The sequence below is a fragment of the Parashewanella spongiae genome (assembly GCF_004358345.1).
Taxonomy (GTDB): Bacteria; Pseudomonadota; Gammaproteobacteria; order Enterobacterales; family Shewanellaceae; genus Parashewanella; species Parashewanella spongiae.
This window is the reverse complement of record NZ_CP037952.1, coordinates 2948809-2967755: the sequence shown is the minus strand read 5'-3', so window position 1 is coordinate 2967755 and position 18947 is coordinate 2948809. Positions and strand designations below refer to the sequence as shown.

Annotated in this window: 15 protein-coding genes and 1 pseudogene; 7 read left to right on the top strand and 9 right to left on the bottom strand. The window is 38.4% G+C overall.

The genetic code is table 11. From position 1 onward, the window contains the following. The first annotated feature begins 15 nt into the window (after positions 1-15). The 4 genes from E2I05_RS11595 (at position 16) to E2I05_RS11580 (ending at position 5609) form a co-directional block, all read left to right on the top strand. Positions 16-3060, top strand: coding sequence for a type I restriction endonuclease subunit R (locus E2I05_RS11595; RefSeq protein ID WP_121853870.1), 3045 nt, complete (start codon positions 16-18; stop codon positions 3058-3060). A gap of 31 nt (positions 3061-3091) precedes the next feature. Continuing rightward, positions 3092-3898, top strand: coding sequence for a hypothetical protein (locus E2I05_RS11590; protein ID WP_121853875.1), 807 nt, complete (start codon positions 3092-3094; stop codon positions 3896-3898). A 7-nt stretch (positions 3899-3905) separates the two neighbouring features. Continuing rightward, complete coding sequence (locus tag E2I05_RS11585; protein WP_121853871.1) at positions 3906-4610, top strand: M48 family metallopeptidase; 705 nt, start codon at positions 3906-3908, stop codon at positions 4608-4610. A 69-nt stretch (positions 4611-4679) separates the two neighbouring features. After that, positions 4680-5609: a hypothetical protein gene (locus E2I05_RS11580; protein ID WP_121853872.1), complete on the top strand. Its 930-nt coding sequence runs from the start codon at positions 4680-4682 to the stop codon at positions 5607-5609. An 85-nt stretch (positions 5610-5694) separates the two neighbouring features. Here the strand turns inward: E2I05_RS11580 and E2I05_RS11575 are convergent, their stop codons facing one another. Further along, the gene (locus E2I05_RS11575; protein WP_279387034.1) at positions 5695-5901 is read right to left on the bottom strand and encodes an ATP-binding domain-containing protein; all 207 of its coding nucleotides are present in this window, start codon (positions 5899-5901) and stop codon (positions 5695-5697) included. A 121-nt stretch (positions 5902-6022) separates the two neighbouring features. On the opposite strand from E2I05_RS11575, the gene E2I05_RS11570 reads away from it, so the two are divergent. Further along, positions 6023-6421: a hypothetical protein gene (locus tag E2I05_RS11570; protein WP_133309648.1), complete on the top strand. Its 399-nt coding sequence runs from the start codon at positions 6023-6025 to the stop codon at positions 6419-6421. A 205-nt stretch (positions 6422-6626) separates the two neighbouring features. Here E2I05_RS11570 and E2I05_RS11565 read toward each other — a convergent pair whose 3' ends face one another. From E2I05_RS11565 to ubiG, 8 genes and pseudogenes are all read right to left on the bottom strand, one after another. Then, a complete protein-coding gene (locus tag E2I05_RS11565) occupies positions 6627-7502 on the bottom strand; it encodes an ankyrin repeat domain-containing protein (RefSeq protein ID WP_121854415.1) in 876 nt (291 codons plus the stop codon). Between the two features lie 292 nt (positions 7503-7794). Then, entirely contained in the window at positions 7795-8010 is a 216-nt protein-coding gene (locus E2I05_RS11560) for a hypothetical protein (RefSeq protein WP_121854414.1), read from the bottom strand. 132 nt (positions 8011-8142) lie between these two features. After that, positions 8143-8427: a class I ribonucleotide reductase maintenance protein YfaE gene (gene yfaE / locus E2I05_RS11555; RefSeq protein ID WP_121854413.1), complete on the bottom strand. Its 285-nt coding sequence runs from the start codon at positions 8425-8427 to the stop codon at positions 8143-8145. After that, complete coding sequence (gene nrdB / locus E2I05_RS11550) at positions 8396-9526, bottom strand: class Ia ribonucleoside-diphosphate reductase subunit beta (protein ID WP_121854412.1); 1131 nt, start codon at positions 9524-9526, stop codon at positions 8396-8398. Before nrdB (E2I05_RS11550) ends, yfaE begins: the two co-directional genes overlap by 32 nt. Positions 9527-9666: 140 nt before the next feature. Next, positions 9667-10371: pseudogene (gene nrdB, locus E2I05_RS11545) on the bottom strand (class Ia ribonucleoside-diphosphate reductase subunit beta); the annotation flags it as partial. An 89-nt stretch (positions 10372-10460) separates the two neighbouring features. Next, positions 10461-12749 carry a class 1a ribonucleoside-diphosphate reductase subunit alpha gene (gene nrdA, locus E2I05_RS11540; protein WP_121854411.1) on the bottom strand — a complete coding sequence of 763 codons (2289 nt, stop codon included), beginning with the start codon at positions 12747-12749 and terminating at the stop codon, positions 10461-10463. Between the two features lie 381 nt (positions 12750-13130). Continuing rightward, positions 13131-13796 carry an HAD family hydrolase gene (locus E2I05_RS11535; protein ID WP_121854410.1) on the bottom strand — a complete coding sequence of 222 codons (666 nt, stop codon included), beginning with the start codon at positions 13794-13796 and terminating at the stop codon, positions 13131-13133. Beyond that, positions 13793-14503, bottom strand: coding sequence for a bifunctional 2-polyprenyl-6-hydroxyphenol methylase/3-demethylubiquinol 3-O-methyltransferase UbiG (ubiG, locus tag E2I05_RS11530; RefSeq protein WP_121854409.1), 711 nt, complete (start codon positions 14501-14503; stop codon positions 13793-13795). The genes E2I05_RS11535 and ubiG overlap by 4 nt, the downstream gene beginning before the upstream one ends. Before the next feature lie 364 nt (positions 14504-14867). Between ubiG and gyrA the strand changes: the two genes are divergently transcribed. Both gyrA and serC read left to right on the top strand, forming a co-directional pair. Beyond that, positions 14868-17573 (top strand): DNA gyrase subunit A, encoded by a 2706-nt coding sequence (gene gyrA / locus E2I05_RS11525; protein ID WP_121854408.1) that lies wholly within the window; start codon positions 14868-14870, stop codon positions 17571-17573. Between the two features lie 64 nt (positions 17574-17637). Then, positions 17638-18747, top strand: a complete 1110-nt coding sequence (serC, locus tag E2I05_RS11520; RefSeq protein WP_121854407.1) for a 3-phosphoserine/phosphohydroxythreonine transaminase — start codon at positions 17638-17640, stop codon at positions 18745-18747. Positions 18748-18947: the final 200 nt, after the last annotated feature.

Below are 18947 nucleotides of genomic sequence, written 5' to 3'. Positions count from 1 at the left end.
GCATCCAAGGACGTTATGAATCAGGATGAGTTAAACAATGTAGAACTGCCAGCCATTGAACAACTACAAAAATTGGGTTGGCGCTATATTCACGGAGCAGCACTCACACCAGATGCGTTAAATGCTGATGGTGGAAGTCCCAGAGTCTATATGCGTGATGTGGTATTGGTTGAGCAGTTAAACGCTGCAATAAAGCGGATTAACCCTTGGATAAGCGATGAAAACTTAAAAAAAGTATCTCGTGAGCTAACTCATCCTAATTTTTCTGGGTTAATGGAATATAACCACGCCATATATCAAACCTTAGTGAGTTATCAATCCGTCGAGCAAGACTTGGGGAAAGGTCGCAAAGGGCAAACCGTTAAAATTATTGATTTTGATAATCTCGATAATAACGAATTCGTTTGTAGCAATCAGTTTAAGGTTGAAGGAGCGAATCAAAACATCATCCCTGATATTGTTTGTTTTGTTAATGGCTTGCCGCTGGCGGTTATTGAGTGTAAATCGCCTTACATCACCAGCCCAATGGCTGAGGGCATTAATCAACTAAGACGCTATGCGAACCTACGTCACCCTCATGAAGCCGAGGGCGCTGAAAAGCTGTTTTGGTATAACCAGATTATGGTGTCAACTTGTCGAGACCAAGCTAAAGTCGGCACGATTAGCTCAAGCTCTCAACACTATGGTGACTGGAAAGATGCTTATCCCTTTACAGATAAAGAGCTTGATGGTGAAGACACTACGGCACAACAACGTCTACTAGCAGGAATGTTCAGCAAAAGCGCATTTTTAGATTTACTGCAAAACTTTGTTATTTTCGAAAAAGTAGAAGGCAAGTTAATTAAAAAAGTTGCCCGTTACCAACAGTTCAGAGCGGTAAATAAAGTTATTGAACGTTTAAAAACAGGTGAACATCGCAAGGATAAGTCAGGCGTAGTTTGGCATACTCAGGGTTCAGGTAAGTCACTCACAATGGTGATGCTCGCAGTTAAAATGCGAAGAGATCCGATTCTTCAGCAATACAAATTGGTGTTTATTACTGATCGTACCCAACTTGATGAACAGCTATCCAGTACCTTCCGTGATGCTCAAGGCGAAACCGTTTATAACGCTACCTCAGTCGCTAAGCTTCGAGAGCTACTAAAAAAAGATTCGTCTGACCTCGTTACGGCAATGGTGCAAAAGTTTCAAGATGCTGAAAAAGAAGCCGCCACGTCTCTGCTCAATGGTGATCTTGATAAAGCGTTTACCGATTTAAACCCAAGCGACAAAATCATTGTTCTGGCTGATGAAGCTCACCGAACCCAGTTTGGTGGCTTAGCAATGGTGATTAATGCGGCATTGCCTAATGCGCCTAAAATCGGTTTTACAGGTACGCCATTGTTAAAGACTCAAAAAATGGGCAAAGCCTTTGGTGGCTACATCGATCAATATAAAATTAATGAAGCCGTTGATGACGGTGCAACGGTTCGTATTTTATATGAAGGTCGAGAAGTCATTACCGATGTGTCCAGTAAATCACTTGATAAATTGTTTGAAGAATACTTTGCCGATTACAGCAAAGAAGAACAACGTGAAATTAAGAAAAAATATGGTGTAGAACGGGCAGTACGTGAAGCGCCAGCCCGTATTCGTTGGGTGTGTATCGATTTGCTCAAGCATTACCGTGAACACATTCAACCCGATGGTTTTAAAGCCATGATAGTCACAGGTAGCCGCCACGCTGCCGCACTTTATAAAAAAACACTGGATGAGTTAGGTGCGCCACTGTCAGAGGTGATTATCTCTGGTGGTCATAATGATGAAGCGTATTTGGCGCAGTTCACCGACAAAGCCAAACACAAAAAAGCCATTGCTGGTTTTACTAAACCGCTAAGCGAAGATTCGACTTCATTCTTAATTGTTAAAGACATGCTGCTAACGGGCTTTGATGCACCGATTGCACAAGTGATGTATATCGACCGTAAACTGCAAGACCATACACTCATGCAAGCTATCGCACGAGTTAACCGTACATACAAAGGCAAAACCTGTGGTTTTGTGGTGGATTATTATGGTCTATCAAAGCATTTAACTGACGCACTGGAGTTATTCACCAGTGACGATGTTGATGGTACTTATCAATCACTCAAAGATGAGATACCCAAGCTGAAAGCAGCTCATACAGTCGCAATGAGCTTTTTTAAAGATGTGCTTAACAACGGTAAACCCAGTGATGATGTTGATGATTACGTGCTGGCATTGAAAAACGAAGATATTAGAGCGCAGTTTGAAATCGCCTTTAAACGCTTTGCTAAACAAATGAATGTGATTTTACCTGACAAAGGGGCATCGCCATTTATTCGGGATTTAACCTTTTTAGGCAAAGTGCTAAACGCTGCCAGAGTGCGTTACCGTGAAGAAGGACTCGATTTATCGGGCGTTGGCGAGAAAGTAAGGAAACTGGTTGATGAACACATCATCAGTACGGGTGTTGACCCGAAAATACCGCCCATTGATTTGCTAGCCGCTAACTTCAAAGAGATGCTTAAAGAGGTTAAATCAACTGAGTCTAAAGCCTCTGAAGTTGAAAGTGCCATTAAGCATCACATTACGGTCAACCTTGAGGAAGATCCTGAATACTATAAGTCGCTGAGTTTAAGACTCAGAGATATTATTGTTAAAAATGCAGGACACTGGGAGCGCCAACTAGAATTATTGCTTGTTATGGTCGATAACATTGAGGTTGAACATCAAAAAGCCGCACAAGATGTGGGTTTGTCTGATACTGAATATGCGTTTTACAATATTCTAATGGCTGAAGTCACCAGTGCCCAAGGTACTGATGTGGTTGACTCTGAAGTCTTTGATGAAATCAAAAAGACCACTCAAGTTTTGGTTAGCGCCTTTGATGAAGCGACAGAAATCGTTGATTTTTTTAACAAGCAAGATGAAGTAAAACGCATGAAAAAAACCATTAAACGGGCGATTATTGAAACCTCTTTTGGTGAGCCAAGTTTGGTTAAAATCGTACAAGAGCGTTTTATGGAGTTGGGCAAAACGAAATTTAATAAGCGATAATTTGATAATCGAATATCACAAGGAAATAAATGTGACTGCAATAGTTAAAGTAAGCAAAAGTGCATTGTTTGAAATGGTTATGGCGGCATTCGAAGCTTATGGTGTAAAGCATGATGGTAAAGATATTGTTGCTATCGAAACTCATGCACATCTCTGGGGGAAGGTTAATAAAACTCACCCGTTTAAATGCTCTATTGAGCATGTTTCGGTCGATACTTCAGCGGCTCAAGATAGATGTAGTGTAGCTCCAGAACCATTATCTCTGGAAATTAAAAAAGATATAGCAAGTGTTTTTGGCGAAGGGTATCAGCATATTGGATCTTTCCATACACATCCTTACTTAAAAAAAATTGAGATAAAAAGCTCTAATGAACTTAGAAAAAGGAAATTTTACAACTTTACTGATGGCGATCACCAATGTGAACTTGGTAATCCGACTATAGAAATAGGGAAAAAGCAATATTCCGTCGCACTTGTTATGACTATCCATGCAACTGACAAGTCAGATGACAGAAAAGATGGGGAAATAGAATCTAATTTATTCGAATTTTCATTAGGTAATATAAAATTATGGCTTAAAGCAAGAGTTTATGAACACAAAGCTGTGGATGATATATCAGTAGAAGATGAATTGGCTTTTAATATGTATGGACTAGATTTCAATAAACATTTTAAAGTTGGAGAGCTGTTGCCAATCCCTGTAGAAACCAAATTGGAATGTAACTTCTTGACTGATTTTGGTTTTTACCTCAAAGAATTTGGGCGGCTAGACATAAACTCTAATGATGCAGATTACCGCAGCAAGGACATCGCAGAGAAGAGATGGTTTATAAGGTAACTTGCTAATGGCTCCAGAATTTTTTGAATTTAATGGTTTTACGGCTCAAATAAAGCGAACCAAACGCATTAAGTCAGCCACCATAACAGTTGAAGAAGGTCATGTGTGTGTCGTTGTGCCTCTGTTGCTTGAAAACGAACGCATCAGCAAGTTATTGAAAGATAAAAACTGCTGGATTAAAGAGAAGTTAGCTTTGCACCGTGAGGCACAACCTAAAAGCACTAAACAGTTTGTGTCGGGTGAAAGCTTCTCATATTTAGGCCGTAACTATCGTTTAAAAGTGCATCAGGGTAATTATCAACCTGCAAAGCTTAGCCAAGGTCGCTTTGTTATCACTTTGCAAGGTGGTAGTGAGAACCCTGAATTAATCCAAGATTCGCTTCAGAGTTGGTATAAAAAAAATGCCAATACAAAACTGAAACAAAAAGCAAAACGCTACGCCAAAATAATAGAAGTTGAGTGCGCTTCAGTCGGTATAAAAACCTACAGAAACCGCTGGGGCAGCTGTAGTGCCGAAGGAGACATTACCTTCAACTGGAAAATCGTTATGGCTCCGAATCGCATTGTCGATTACGTGGTAGTGCATGAGCTTTGCCACTTAATTCATCATGATCATTCACCAAAATTTTGGAGTGAAGTTGAACGGATTATGCCTGATTACGCTGAGTGTAAGGATTGGTTAAAGCAGCATGGGGAGGGGTTGGAGGTTTAAATAAACAATATATCAACGTAAAAAACTAATAAAATTGTATTCAAAAAAACACTATATAGGGATTAGTTCGTGGCGAAAAGACGTAGAAGAAGGAAACAAGGTAGTAATGCTGGAGGCTTACTCGCTAAAGCATTTGTAACTTTATTCATATTGATGGTAATGATAGGGAGTTTTTTACTTTTTGTTGCATGGTGGTACTTTGAGCGAAAAGGCGCAAGGTTAATAAAGCCTGTTTCAATTCATGACTTTGATCATACTAATAAAGAAATTAAAGCGATAAGTCAGCATGAAAGAGAGCTTGATCGAATAGACACTCGCTTAGATAAAATTGAGCATGAAGGTCAGTCACTCACCAAGCGACAAGATGGGATGTTTAATGAGCGTAGTAAAAAGGGCAAACAGTTCAACAATGAAATAAATGACCTTTCACCCAAAGCTGATAACCTTGAGCAATCTTTAGCAGATTTAGAGGCTTTACCTGAAAAAAGGTCAAATGAGTGGCTCTTTAGTGCATCAATGCCTTTATCCTTTCGCTTTTCAATCTTAAGCTATGTTATTTCTTTCTCTTTGTTTATATGGTTAGAACCGACTTGGGTTCTTCAATTAAGTCAAAAACTACAAAGTCTTAGTCTACTTGATTTTTACGCTTCCTACCCAATTGCATACGGTGCCTCTGTAGGATCGCTTGTAATATCATTAATCATACTGGGTATTTCATTCTTTTATATTAAAGGTGAGAAAAAGGAATTGCTTTGCAGTACATCATCACAAGAACACCATCAAGAATATGAAGTTGATGATACTAGTTCAGATGATGAAAACATGACAATCGAAGACTTTATGAAATATCTAGTAAGCCTTTCTCATGCTGATTTAAAGCTTTTAGCTGATGAGTTTGAAATCAAAGCTGATCGAAGGTCTAAAGCTACAATTTTGGAAGCAATTAGTAATGAAGAAGTTGATGTTATTAATGGGATATATTCAAAATTGTTCGCTTAATAAAATATTTTCGATATAACTAAAGTTCGCACCTCTGTTGTACTATGAAGAGGTGCTATTTTTAAGTATTGACAACGCTTGTAAGTCAATTCGCTAAATGAGTATTCCGCTGATGATGAGTACTCAAGCTTTGAATGGCTTGCTCCAGTTTAGCCTGACTGCCAACTATGTGTAATTCAATCTCTGCACGAGTTATGGCGGTGTATAGCCACGCTCGGTCAATCATTTTAGTTTTGTCTAATGCAACAATGACTCGTTTAAATTGAGAGCCTTGGGCTTTATGCAGCGTGATGCAATACCCATTTATTAAAGAAAGCTTATGGTTGAATTGAATACCTTATATTAATTGAAGCTTGTGGTTTTGTGGTCGCTATTTAACTCTTACATTTTCGTCAGTTTTAACTGAGGTTACTATGTCCATCAGAACACGTTTTCTTATGATTTTTTTCACTCTACTTATTTCTTTTGAAGTGTTTTCGGAAGATGTACCGCTGCCGCCTAATACGACAAGAACATGTATTCTTGTTGACTATGCGTTGGGCGAAACTTACCCCCAAAGCAGTTGTTTGTTCATTGATGAAAACAAAGTGATGATAAAAGCTGGGAAAAATTATTTCTCTGGAACTAGCGGTAATAATAGAGGGCCTGCACTACACCGTTATTATAGATCCATGACCTTGTGGGGTGAATTCCCAGCTACTGCTTCAACAGATGAAACTTATTATGCATACCCCAAGGGCATTGATGGAGAAACTATGAAATTAAATCGTTGGGCTATTCGGCTTTTTAGCAGCAGAGAACAAAATAATTGATTTACAGATCTTGAAATTTTCAATGTCACCTTATATTAATTGATTTCGTCATTTCCATAAAAGTGAGATAAAAGCGTAAATGGTGTTGAACGCCAGCCTTGCATGGCTGGCGAAGAAAAATCAAATTTCTTTGCTTATTTCCTTTTAAGTCACCAACCAACTTGCAGATGCTAGAATAGCCTGAGTGTTTTCAACCTGTAATTTTTTACATACAGTGTTTGACGTGCATATAATTTTTAAATATCAAATTTCTTGCTTGATAATACTCTTCTAACAGTTGTTTTTGCGTTTTACCGTTGTAAACAACTTTACCTAGATCCAACCTTGGCAATAGGTATTGAATAAACAAATCCATTACATTGGGCGGTATTTCTTCATTTTTTTCCAGTAGATATGTGAGCAAGGTGTGATTGGTGTTATCACTTAAGTTGATGTCAATATATGTATTTTTACGCCAAAAATGTAGGTTAATTCGTTGCATTATGGGAGTTTGACCAAAACGGTTTTGACAACCTTTAGGCTCTTTTACTGTACAGGAAGAACCTAAGAAACCATTATAATTTTCACAAGTGTATGGACTATCTTTGCATCGGTCTGGGATTTCGGCATGATTTAGGCTGTTAGCCAGTAAATTGGAGTAGGAGTTACCATCATTATTTTTTGCCTCAAAATTAAAGCCATTATCACGAAGGTATTGCATGAAATCGCTGCATTCCTGTAACACGGTGGAGCTAGGCAGCACACAAGCTTGAAAACTTTCAGGATTAATTGCCATTAACATCACAATATTGTTGCCATTTCTATCTTTCCAATTGATATCGGCTCCTGCTTTAATTAACTGATTGGCAATCTTATAGCATTTAGCTTGATAGTAATTTCCATCTCTATTCTTAATATTTTTGCATCTTATAAGAGATGCAGATAATGGAGTTTGGTTATCCTTTTCTATATTAGGATCAACTCCAAGCAGTAAAAGGTTGTCAATCGCTACTTGATTACCTGAAGAAACAAAATCAATTAAGTCTTTAGCGTGTGAATTAAATGCAAGTAAACTCAGTAACAAAATGGAAGCAATTTTCATGTGAACGCTCCGATAATATTTGTACAGATCGTGTTTGCTACATTACAACGATAACCATTCGGTTTATAGATAATGAGTAAGACTAAAATGTGCTAATTAATAGCTATGCAACCGAATAAGTACAGCCGTATAAATTCTGCATGAGCTAATTTTGGACTTTAAGTAAGTTCACTAGATGGGTATTGCGTTGATAATGATGACTCAAACTTTGAATGGCTTGCTCTAATTTTGACTTACTGCCAACTATGTGTAATTCAACCTCGGCATGAGTGATGGCGGTGTATAGCAACGCTCAGTCAATCATTTTAGTCTTGCCTAATGCGACAATCACTCGTTTGAATTGAGAGCCTTGGGCTTTATGCAGCGTGATGCAATATCCCGCTTCAAGCGAGTCTAGTAATAGCTTGGTAATAGCGATCTCTTCTTGAGTGTCATCCAGTTTAACTACGCCAAAACTGAGTTCATTTTGTTCAACAGAGATCAGCTTACCCAACGAGCCATTTTGCACTCAAGCATTCTCTTAGAAATCTAACCTTGAGAATGATTGAGCAAGTAAGTGGTGAATTAATCTACAACAGTTGTAAATCCGAAAGATTTATTAAACAAATAAGCAAATAGCAGCAGCTGGCATTCTAAGAGCTTACTCAACTATTTCAATTTTGATGTTTGTAATTGGTATAGAGCAACAAACTAATATCTCACTATCATGAACAAAGGCTAGAGGTTTCGAGATATATTTTACTTTTCCATGTATTAAATTTGCCCTACAACTGCCACAAAACCCTTCATTACAATGATTGTTGACGTTTATCCCACCTTTTAATAAACAAGAGAGAAGTGTGTTGTCATCATCGCTGAATATAACGCTTTTACCGTTAACATCGACATTTTTATTACAAGTCAAAATCTTCAAACTCGCTCTCATCAATATTTGAGTCAACCTGACCAATTAAATATGATGATATTTCAACTTCTTGTGGAGCAACTTGAACATTATCGGAGTTAAGATATTTATTAATCCAAGGCAGAGGGTTACTTTTTACTACATACGGGGATGGCATACCTATTGCGTTCATCCTAAGCGAGGCGACATACTCAACATATTGACAAAGAATCTCTTCATTAAGGCCTATCATCGAACCGTCTTTGAATAGGTATGTTGCCCATTCCTTCTCTTGCTCTACTGCTTCAATGAAAATTTGTTGAGCTTCAGCTGCACATTCTATGCTTATCTCTTTCATTTCAGGGTCATCCAGACCATTAGCCCAAATGTTAAGAATGTTTTGGGTCGCTGAAAGATGAACATTTTCATCACGACTTATGAGTTTGACGATTTTAGCTGAACCTTCAACAAGTTCCCTTTCAGCGAATGCAAAAGTACAAGCGAAACTAACATAAAAACGTATAGCTTCTAGTGCATTAATCGAGTTCATGCATAAAAATAGTTTTTTCTTTAATTCCCTTGTGGTGATTAAATATTTTTCACCATTTATTGTATGTGTCCCTTCACCTAGAGTTTGGTATAGTTGAGTAGAGAAAATTAAACTATCGTAATATTTCGATATATCAGTTGCACGTTTTTTAATTTCTTGGTTTGTTACAATATCTTCGAAAATTGGACTGGGGTCACTATATAATGCTCTCATTATATGAGTATATGAGCGACTGTGAATTGTTTCGCTAAATGACCACGTCTCAATGAATGTTTCTAATTCGGGTATAGACACTATAGGTAGAAACGCAACATTTGGACTTCGTCCTTGGACAGAGTCTAATAGTGTCTGATATTTTAAGTTTGAAGTAAAAATGTGCTTTTCACTATCTGACATAGCATGAAAATCAGATCTATCTCGTGATACATCAATTTCTTCAGGTCTCCAGAAAAAAGATAATTGTTTTTCTGTTAATTTTTCAAAAATTTCATGTTTCTGTTGATCATAGCGAGCAACATTAACTGGGTTACCAAAAAACATTGGTTCTAATAGTTGATTGTTTTTTACTTGATTAAATGTTGAATATTTCATAATTTTTTCCCATATCTCCAGAATTATACGGCAACGTTTAAGTTGCGGGAAGTTTCCCACAAGTCATCATTTGCTGTGGGAACTGTAAATGCTGGGTTCCACTCACTCACTCGGTGGTTACGGGATGGTTTGTATTGTAATAGTAATCTAATGATTTTTGCGTTTCCTTCCATCAAATTTCTTTCAGCAAATGCAAATGAACAAGCAAAGCTTACATAAAAGCGAATGGCTTCAAGTGCATTTACGGACATCATGCATAGATAAAGTGATTTTTTCAGAATTCGTAAGCTTACAGTAACAGTTTCACCTTTTATTTGGTGAGTACCTTCACCATGCAACTCATACACTTGTGTGAGTTTAATAAGCTCGTCGTAGTAACCAGAAATATCCGTTGCACGTTTTAAAATTTCTTCATTGACAACTATGTCATCAAAAACCACAGATGGGTCATTAACAATATTGCGAATGATGTGCGTATAAGAACGGCTATGGATGGTTTCTGAGAAAGACCAAGTTTCAATCCATGTTTCTAATTCAGGAATTGATACTAACGGCAAAAAAGCAACATTAGGTGAGCGACCTTGAATAGAGTCAAGTAATGTTTGATATTTTAAATTTGAAATGAAAATATGCTTTTCGTGATCTGGCAAAGCGTTGTAATCAATTTTGTCCTTACTGACATCAACTTCCTCTGGGCGCCAGAAAAAGGATAACTGCTTTTCAATTAACTTTTCAAAAACTTCATATTTTTGTTGATCATAACGAGCGACATTAACTGGCTGACCAAAAAACATTGGTTCAAGAGTCGAGTTGTTAGGTGTTTGACAAAAAGTTGAATAGGCCATGAGTATTTGCTTCCAAGCGGGGGCCAAGCCCCCAAAGTACTACGAAATTAAAAGTGTTGTAAAATATATGTCTTCTACGAGCTGAAGAATTATATCTTACATGCGCCGCCAGCACATCCGTCATCCTCTTCTTCTATGCTGGTGATGTCATCGTGACTGTCTGTCGCACCGTCACGAGTATTATGATAATACAAAGTTTTGACACCTAATTTGTAGGCGGTCAATAAATCTTTAAGTAAGGCTTGCATTGGTACTTTGCGGCCTTCATATTTTGCAGGATCATAATTGGTGTTTGCTGAAATGGCTTGATCAACAAATTTTTGCATGATACCAACTAGTTGCAAGTAACCTTCATTATTTGGCATTTGCCATAACAATTCATATTTGCTTTTTAATAACTTAAAGTCAGGTACAACTTGCTTTAACTGACCGTCTTTACTTGCTTTAATGCTGATTAAACCACGTGGCGGCTCAATACCATTCGTTGCATTCGAAATCTGAGACGAGGTTTCAGAAGGCATTAAAGCTGATAATGTAGAATTACGGAGTCCATAAGTCTTAATTTCTTCTCGTAATGTTTCCCAGTCTAAATGCAGTGGCTCTTGAGTCACTTTATCAAGATCGCGTTTGTAAGTGTCTATAGGCAAAATACCTTGGGAGTAGGTTGTTTCACTGAATAGCGGACAAGCGCCATATTCTTTTGCAAGGTTCATAGAAGCTTTCAATAAATGGAATTGAATGGCTTCAAATGTTTTATGGGTTAAATCGTTGGCACTACCATCCGAATATTTTAATCCATTTTTGGCAAGATAATTCGCGAAGTTGATTACGCCAATACCCAATGTTCGACGGTTCATTGAAGCTTGTTCGGCCGCCTTGATAGGGTAGTCTTGATAATCCAATAAATTGTCAAGCGCACGGACGGCAAGATTTGATAATTCTTCTAATTCAGACAAATCATCAATTGCACCAAGGTTAAGTGCTGATAGCGTGCATAAAGCAATCTCACCATTTTCGTCATCAATGTTACTCATTGGCTTGGTTGGCAGCGCAATTTCAAGACACAAATTCGATTGTCTAATCGGCGCAACTTTAGAATCGAATGGACTATGAGTATTACAGTGGTCAACGTTTTGAACGTAAATGCGCCCAGTTGATGCACGTTCTTGCATCAAAAGAGAGAACAGCTCGCTGGCTCGAATTGTTTGACGACGAATATTGCTGTCATTTTCATATTGAATATACAAACGCTCAAATTTGGCTTGATCTTCAAAGAAAGCATCATAAAGGCCTGGAACATCCGAAGGACTGAATAAGCTGATATTTTGCTTTTTAATTAAACGCTGATACATCAACTTATTAATTTGTACACCGTAGTCTAGATGACGAATACGGTTATCTTCAACACCACGGTTATTCTTGAGGACAAGAAGCGATTCAACCTCAAGGTGCCAAATTGGGTAGAACAAAGTAGCTGCACCACCACGAACGCCACCTTGTGAACAAGATTTTACGGCCGTTTGGAAATGCTTATAAAACGGAATACAACCAGTATGGAATGCTTCACCACCACGAATAGGACTACCTAAAGCACGAATTCGTCCCGCATTGATACCGATACCAGCTCTTTGGCTGACATACTTTACAATTGAAGAAGAAGTGGCATTGATAGAGTCTAAGCTATCATCACACTCAATTAATACACATGAACTGAATTGACGAGTAGGGGTTCTAACACCAGCCATTATTGGGGTTGGCAACGAAATTTTAAAGCTTGAAACCGCGTCATAAAAGCGTTTGATGTAGTCAAGTCGAGTATCTTTGGGATAGCGTGAGAACAAGCAAGCTGCAACAAGAATATATAAAAACTGGGCGCTTTCATACACTTCGTTTGTTACCCTGTTTTGAACCAAGTATTTACCTTCAAGCTGTTTAACGGCAGCATAGGAAAAATTCATATCTCTCCAATGATCGACATAGCTGTCCATTATGTCGATTTCTTCTTGAGTGTAATCTTCAAGAATATGGTTATCATACTTGCCTAATTCAACCAGTTTTTGAACATGTTTATACAACTTTGGCGGTTCAAACTGACCGAAGGCTTTTTTGCGAAGGTGAAAAACGGCTAAACGTGCTGCGAGAAACTGGTAATCAGGTGATTCAGGAGAGATTAAATCTGCAGCTGCTTTAATGATTGTTTCGTGGATGGCTTCTGTTGGAATACCATCAAAAAATTGCAGGTGAGAACGAAGTTCAACTTCTGAAACCGAGACATTGTTCAGCCCTTCAGCTGCCCATGTAATTACGCGATGGATCTTATCGAGATTGATTGTTTCTCGTTCACCACTACGTTTAGTTACTGTCAAATTACTGTTCATTTATGAGAGGCCTTGGTTCGTATATCTATCAGTGAATACTACTGATCTGTCTATGTAAAAAATCAATCTTTCCAACCACTGGCGAGTCAAGGTGTTGACTAATTTTGCGCTATGTATTAGACACAAATTTGTGTGTGAGATTGTGTTAACTACACAAGATATAGTGTTTATTAATTTGTTAGATACAAGATAGTGAGGTTTGAGGTGATTTGCAAGAAGGTTTTAATTGGGCAAGCTGTGGATAACTTGAGGGTAAAATGTCGGGTTAGTAAAAGCTAACCCGAGAGGGTAAATTCTAAAAAGGTCAGTGGAAGTTTGAATCAAAATCACACAATAAAAAAATTCTAAAAATGCCGTTAATAAAATGTTAAACACTCAGTTTTATTTTTTAAACAATTGTAGTAAATCGGAAGGGATTTCGAACAAATAATCTGCGCCCCATGATTCGTATTTATCAGTTGGAGAAATATAACCCCAGAGTGCGGCCACAGATTGCATTTGTGAGTTACTGGCAGCTTCGATATCCCTTTGTGCGTCTCCAACATATAAAATATTTCTAGGCAGGCAATTAATCTGTTGTGCAGCGAGAAGCATTGGCGGATTGTGAGGTTTTGAAAAAAGTGTAGAGTCACCTGAGATAATGCAACCTATGTCGGATAACAAGCCCAATTTAGCGATAAGTGGTCGACTAAATCGAGCTGGCTTGTTGGTGACCACACCAAACGGAATATTTAATTGAGTTAATCGACAGAGTAACTCAAAGATACCTTCAAAAAGTCCACCATTTTCACCATTTACTAAGTGATAATATTCAAGTAACTTGTTTTGAATTTGCTTTTGTTCAAACTCGGCTATATCAGGTAAAGCCGTTTGAACCATATATAAACTGCCGTGAGATGCTGCAAACCTTGCAATACTGGGATCACAAGGTTCATAACCAAAATCACGTAAACTGGCATCTAAAGATTCGATAAGATCAACAGCAGTATCGGCCAAGGTGCCATCTAAATCAAACAAAACGCCTTTTATCGGATTGGGATTCTTCATAAAGGTTTCTGAGTTGCAATCATATAATTAACATCAAGACTATCAGTGTATCTAAAAAGTTGGCTAATGGGATTATAGGTAATACCAAGTGCATCGAAACAAACTAATTCTGATTGCTCAGCAAGTCTAATTAATTCAGACGGCTTTATAAATTTTGAATGTTCATGTGTACCTACAGGTAGCATTTTTAAAATGTGTTCGGCTCCGATTATGGCTTGTATGTATGACTTAATGTTTCTATTAATGGTCGAAAAGAAAACATAACCACCAGGCTTTGCCATGTCGAAACAAGCTTGAATCACTGACGCTGGCTCAGGTACGTGTTCAAGCATCTCCATACAAGTAATGACATCGTAGTGTTCTTTATGTTTAATGGCATGTTCTTCTGCTGTTGTTTGAATGTAATCAAGATCAACTTGGCTTTCTAATGCATGGAGTTTAGCAACTTCAAGAGGCTCTGTTCCCATATCTAACCCACGAACTGTGGCTCCAATCTTGGCCATACTTTCTGAAAGTATTCCGCCACCGCAGCCAATATCCAATACTTTTTTTCCAAAAATGCCGTTTGATTTTTCGTCGATATAATTTAACCGTAAAGGGTTCATTAAATGCAAAGGCTTGAAGTCACCATTAAGATCCCACCAAGTGGCAGCCATACTTTCAAACTTAGCGATTTCTTGTTGATCAACATTTGGACTGGGATTCATGCAAGTACCTGTATTAAAGAGTTTGTAAATCTTGGCAAGATTATATACTTAAAATTACTGTTAATGGGTAACGAAATAAACATAAGAGCAACTAAAATCAAAGATTTTGAATTCAAATGTTTATTTTGGGGATTAATTAACTATTCATTGAACAAATATCAAGCATTTAAACATACTGTGTTTTGCAGCTAACTCTCGGTTTTCTGTGATTATATTAATAAATGTATTAGACAATAACAGATAGATCGATTGTTAGGTCTGGCGGCATTAAATAACTGTGTTAGAATGTTAAATTACGTTTTTTCAGCTCGACAATGACACGGATTTTGTGTCGTCAGCAAACCATCAGGAGAGCGAGCGGTTTATGACTGATCTGGCATCATCAATTTCACCGATAAATATTGAGGATGAATTGAAAAATTCATACCTGGATTACGCAATGAGCGTTATCGTGGGCAGAGCACTGCCTGATGTACGTGATGGCTTAAAGCCTGTACATCGTCGTGTTCTTTTTGCAATGAACGAGTTAAAGAATGACTTTAATAAGCCTTATAAAAAGTCTGCTCGTATTGTCGGTGACGTGATAGGTAAGTATCACCCTCATGGTGATTCTGCGGTTTATGACACAATCGTACGTATGGCTCAGCCTTTCTCAATGCGTTATACGCTAGTTGATGGTCAAGGTAACTTTGGTTCGGTAGATGGAGACGCAGCAGCTGCAATGCGTTATACCGAAATCCGAATGGAAAAGTTAGCTCATCAATTATTGGCCGATCTTGACAAAGAAACAGTAGACTTTGTACCAAACTACGATGGCACTGAATTTATTCCTGCTGTATTGCCAACGAAAATACCTACATTACTTGTTAATGGTTCGTCAGGTATCGCGGTTGGTATGGCAACCAATATTCCTCCTCATAATTTAAGTGAAGTTGTTCAAGGTTGTTTAGCTTTAATTAATAATCCAGAAATCACTATTGATGAGTTAATGGAGTACATTCCGGCTCCTGATTTCCCAACGGCTGCATTCATTAATGGTCGTAAAGGAATTATTGATGCGTACAAGACGGGTCGTGGTCGTGCCGTTATGCGAGCTAGAGCGACTATTGAAACGGACAAAAATAATAAAGAAAGCATTATTGTTACTGAGATCCCGTATCAAGTGAATAAAGCTCGTTTGATCGAGAAAATTGCTGACCTTGTTAAAGAGAAAAAGATAGAAGGCATCAGTGCGCTTCGTGATGAGTCTGATAAAGAAGGCATGCGAATCGTTATTGAAATTAAGCGTGGTGAAGTAGGCGAGGTTGTTTTAAACAACTTATATGCTCAAACCCAAATGCAAAGCTCTTTCGGTATAAATATGGTTGCGTTGACTAATGGTCAACCTAAACTTTTCAACCTTAAAGAAATGCTTGAATGCTTTGTTCTTCATCGTCGTGAAGTGGTTACCCGCCGTACAGTTTATGAGTTACGTAAAGCACGCGAACGTGCTCATATCCTTGAATCACTCGCTATCGCACTTGCCAACATCGATCCAATTATTGCTTTAATTAAAGCGTCACCGACACCTGCCGAAGCAAAAGTAAAACTAATTGCTGAAGGTTGGTCATTAGGTAATGTAAAAGGAATGCTTGAAAAAGCAGGTGATGATGCGGCTCGCCCAGAGTGGTTAGATCCAGAATATGGTATTCGTGGCGATAAGTACTATTTAACAGAACAACAAGCACAAGCCATTCTGGAACTTCGTTTACATCGCTTGACGGGTCTTGAACACGAAAAGATCTTGAGTGAATACGAAGAGTTATTAGAAGTTATTGCCGCATTGCTTCACATTCTTAATAGTCCTGCGCGCTTAATGGAAGTGATTAAAGAAGAACTTGAATTAGTGATGACTGATTTCGGTGATGAGCGCCGAACTGAAATTAATGCTAATGAAATTGATATGAGTCTAGAAGACTTGATCACTGAAGAAGATGTGGTTGTGACTTTGTCTCACCTTGGTTATGCCAAGTATCAAGTATTGAGTGATTATCAAGCACAGCGTCGAGGCGGTAAAGGCAAAGCCGCTACGAAAGTCAAAGATGAAGACTTTGTAGAAAAATTGCTGGTTGCAAATACTCATGATACGATTTTGTGTTTCTCTGATTTTGGTAAGATGTATTGGTTAAAAGTATATCAATTACCACTAGCAAGCCGCACAGCTCGTGGTCGCCCAATCGTTAACTTGTTGCCACTTTCAGAGGGTGAACGTATTACCGCGATTCTGCCTGTACGTGAATATTCGGATGATAAATTCATTATCATGGCAACATCGCACGGTACGGTTAAGAAAACACCGTTAAAAGCATACAGTAATCCTAGAGCAAACGGCATTATTGCGGTTAACTTAAAAGATGAAGATCAATTGATTGGTGTCGATATCACAAATGGTGATGACGAGATCATGTTGTTCTCTAATGAAGGTAAAGTTGTACGCTTCGGTGAGAAAGCTCGTGACGCTGCAACCGGCGCAGTTAAAATTGATCCAGAAACCGGTGAAGAAGTTCTTTCTCTTCGCCCGATGGGAAGAACGGCAACTGGCGTTCGTGGTATTAGACTAGAAGATGGCCAAAAAGTTGTTTCTCTTATTGTTCCAAAAGAAGATGGTGCAATTTTAACGGTTACAGCAAATGGTTATGGTAAGCGAACAGAGTTAAGTGAGTACCCAGCTAAGAGTCGTGCAACGAAAGGTGTGGTTTCTATTAAAGTCAGCGAACGGAATGGTGAAGTTGTTGGTGCTGTTCAAGTTGGTGAAAATGATGAAATCATGCTGATCAGTGATAAAGGTACGCTTGTACGCACACCTGCAACAGGTGTTTCTACAATCGGACGTAACACTCAGGGTGTCACTATTATTCGAACTGCTGAAGGCGAGAGTGTTGTCGGTTTACAAAGAATTGATGAGATTCAGTGTGCTGATGACGAATTTGAAGAAAATCAAGGCTCTGAAATTACAGATGAGCAGAGTGCTTTTTCAGATGATCAAGCTGTTTCTGATGAAGCATCAACTGAAGCTACTGGTGACGAATAAATTTTGCTATTAATATTGAGCGCCTAATGGCGCTCTTTTTTTACCTTATTTTGGGAGTTCTACAGTGACAGACGTTTATAACTTTTGTGCAGGACCTGCCATGCTACCTGCTCAGGTCATGAAGAAAGCTCAAAAAGAGCTACTGAACTGGGATGGTTTAGGCACTTCAGTAATGGAAGTTAGCCATAGAAGTTCGGAATTTAAGAAACTGGCAAAGCAAGCTGATCAAGACTTACGTGAATTAATGTCTATTCCGGATAACTATCACGTTTTATTTATGCATGGTGGTGGACGAGCACAATTTGCTGCTGTTGTGAATAATTTTCTTGGCAGTAATGGCAAAGCGTTATATTTAACTTCTGGGCAGTGGTCACAAGCGGCGGCTGAAGAAGCAATTAGGTTAGTTGGTCCAAAAGGCGTTGATACAATTGATGTCACGAAGAATGAAGTTGAGCCAGTAGTAAAATCAATATCGATTCCAGACTTTAACAATATGAATGATGAATATAGGTATTTACATTTCTGCCCTAATGAAACTGTTGATGGTATCGAAATTTTTGATGATATATCTTCACCTTGGCCGATTGTTGCTGATATGTCGTCGAATATATTGTCCAGACAAATCGATGTCAGTCGTTATGCGGTTATCTATGCTGGTGCTCAAAAAAACATTGGACCATCAGGGTTGTCGATTGTGATTATACGTAATGATATGCTCAAGCTTCCTAAATTGCCTCAAGCATCAATTTTTAATTATCAGATGCAAGTAGAATCAGGCTCCATGTATAACACACCTCCCACATTTGCATGGTACCTCGCTGCTGAAGTGTTTAAATGGTTAAAACAAAACGGTGGTGTGGCTCAAATTGAAGAGAACAATTATAAAAAAGCTGAGCTTTTATATGATTGTATCGACAACTCTAATCTGTACGTTAATGACGTAGCGATAGAGAACCGATCTTGGATGAACGTTACGTTTAAACTCACTAAGGGAACACTCGAAACAGAGTTTATAGAGCAGGCTAAAAATAAAGGATTAGTCGCCTTGAAAGGTCATCGTCTTGTAGGCGGTATGAGAGCAAGTATCTATAACGCCATGCCAGTAAAAGGTGTTCAGGCACTAACGAAGTTTATGGTCGAATTTGAAGAGTCTAATACCAATTACAGTAATTAATCTCTCACTTATCAAGAGATAAAGGTTTTAAGTACAGGGCGCATGTTCGAAGTACAATATTCCCTACGGACGCCATACAAAGCTGGCTTTCAACGCACTTCGTGCTTTAGTCGGGATAATTCAAGAACGTGCTACGCAGTAATGGAAACCTTTAGCCTTGCCCTTCGGGAGCTTGTATGCGTACACTTTGGTTTATAAAG

Excerpts from the sequence above, each read along its gene's own strand:
- E2I05_RS11595 (WP_121853870.1), top strand. The coding sequence starts at position 16 with ATGAATCAGGATGAGTTAAACAATGTAGAACTGCCAGCCATTGAACAA.
- E2I05_RS11585 (WP_121853871.1), top strand. The coding sequence starts at position 3,906 with ATGGCTCCAGAATTTTTTGAATTTAATGGTTTTACGGCTCAAATAAAG.
- E2I05_RS11570 (WP_133309648.1), top strand. The coding sequence starts at position 6,023 with ATGTCCATCAGAACACGTTTTCTTATGATTTTTTTCACTCTACTTATT.
- E2I05_RS11565 (WP_121854415.1), bottom strand. The coding sequence starts at position 7,502 with ATGAAAATTGCTTCCATTTTGTTACTGAGTTTACTTGCATTTAATTCA.
- yfaE (WP_121854413.1), bottom strand. The coding sequence starts at position 8,427 with ATGAGAGCGAGTTTGAAGATTTTGACTTGTAATAAAAATGTCGATGTT.
- nrdB (WP_121854412.1), bottom strand. The coding sequence starts at position 9,526 with ATGAAATATTCAACATTTAATCAAGTAAAAAACAATCAACTATTAGAA.
- nrdA (WP_121854411.1), bottom strand. The coding sequence starts at position 12,749 with ATGAACAGTAATTTGACAGTAACTAAACGTAGTGGTGAACGAGAAACA.
- E2I05_RS11535 (WP_121854410.1), bottom strand. The coding sequence starts at position 13,796 with ATGAAGAATCCCAATCCGATAAAAGGCGTTTTGTTTGATTTAGATGGC.
- ubiG (WP_121854409.1), bottom strand. The coding sequence starts at position 14,503 with ATGAATCCCAGTCCAAATGTTGATCAACAAGAAATCGCTAAGTTTGAA.
- gyrA (WP_121854408.1), top strand. The coding sequence starts at position 14,868 with ATGACTGATCTGGCATCATCAATTTCACCGATAAATATTGAGGATGAA.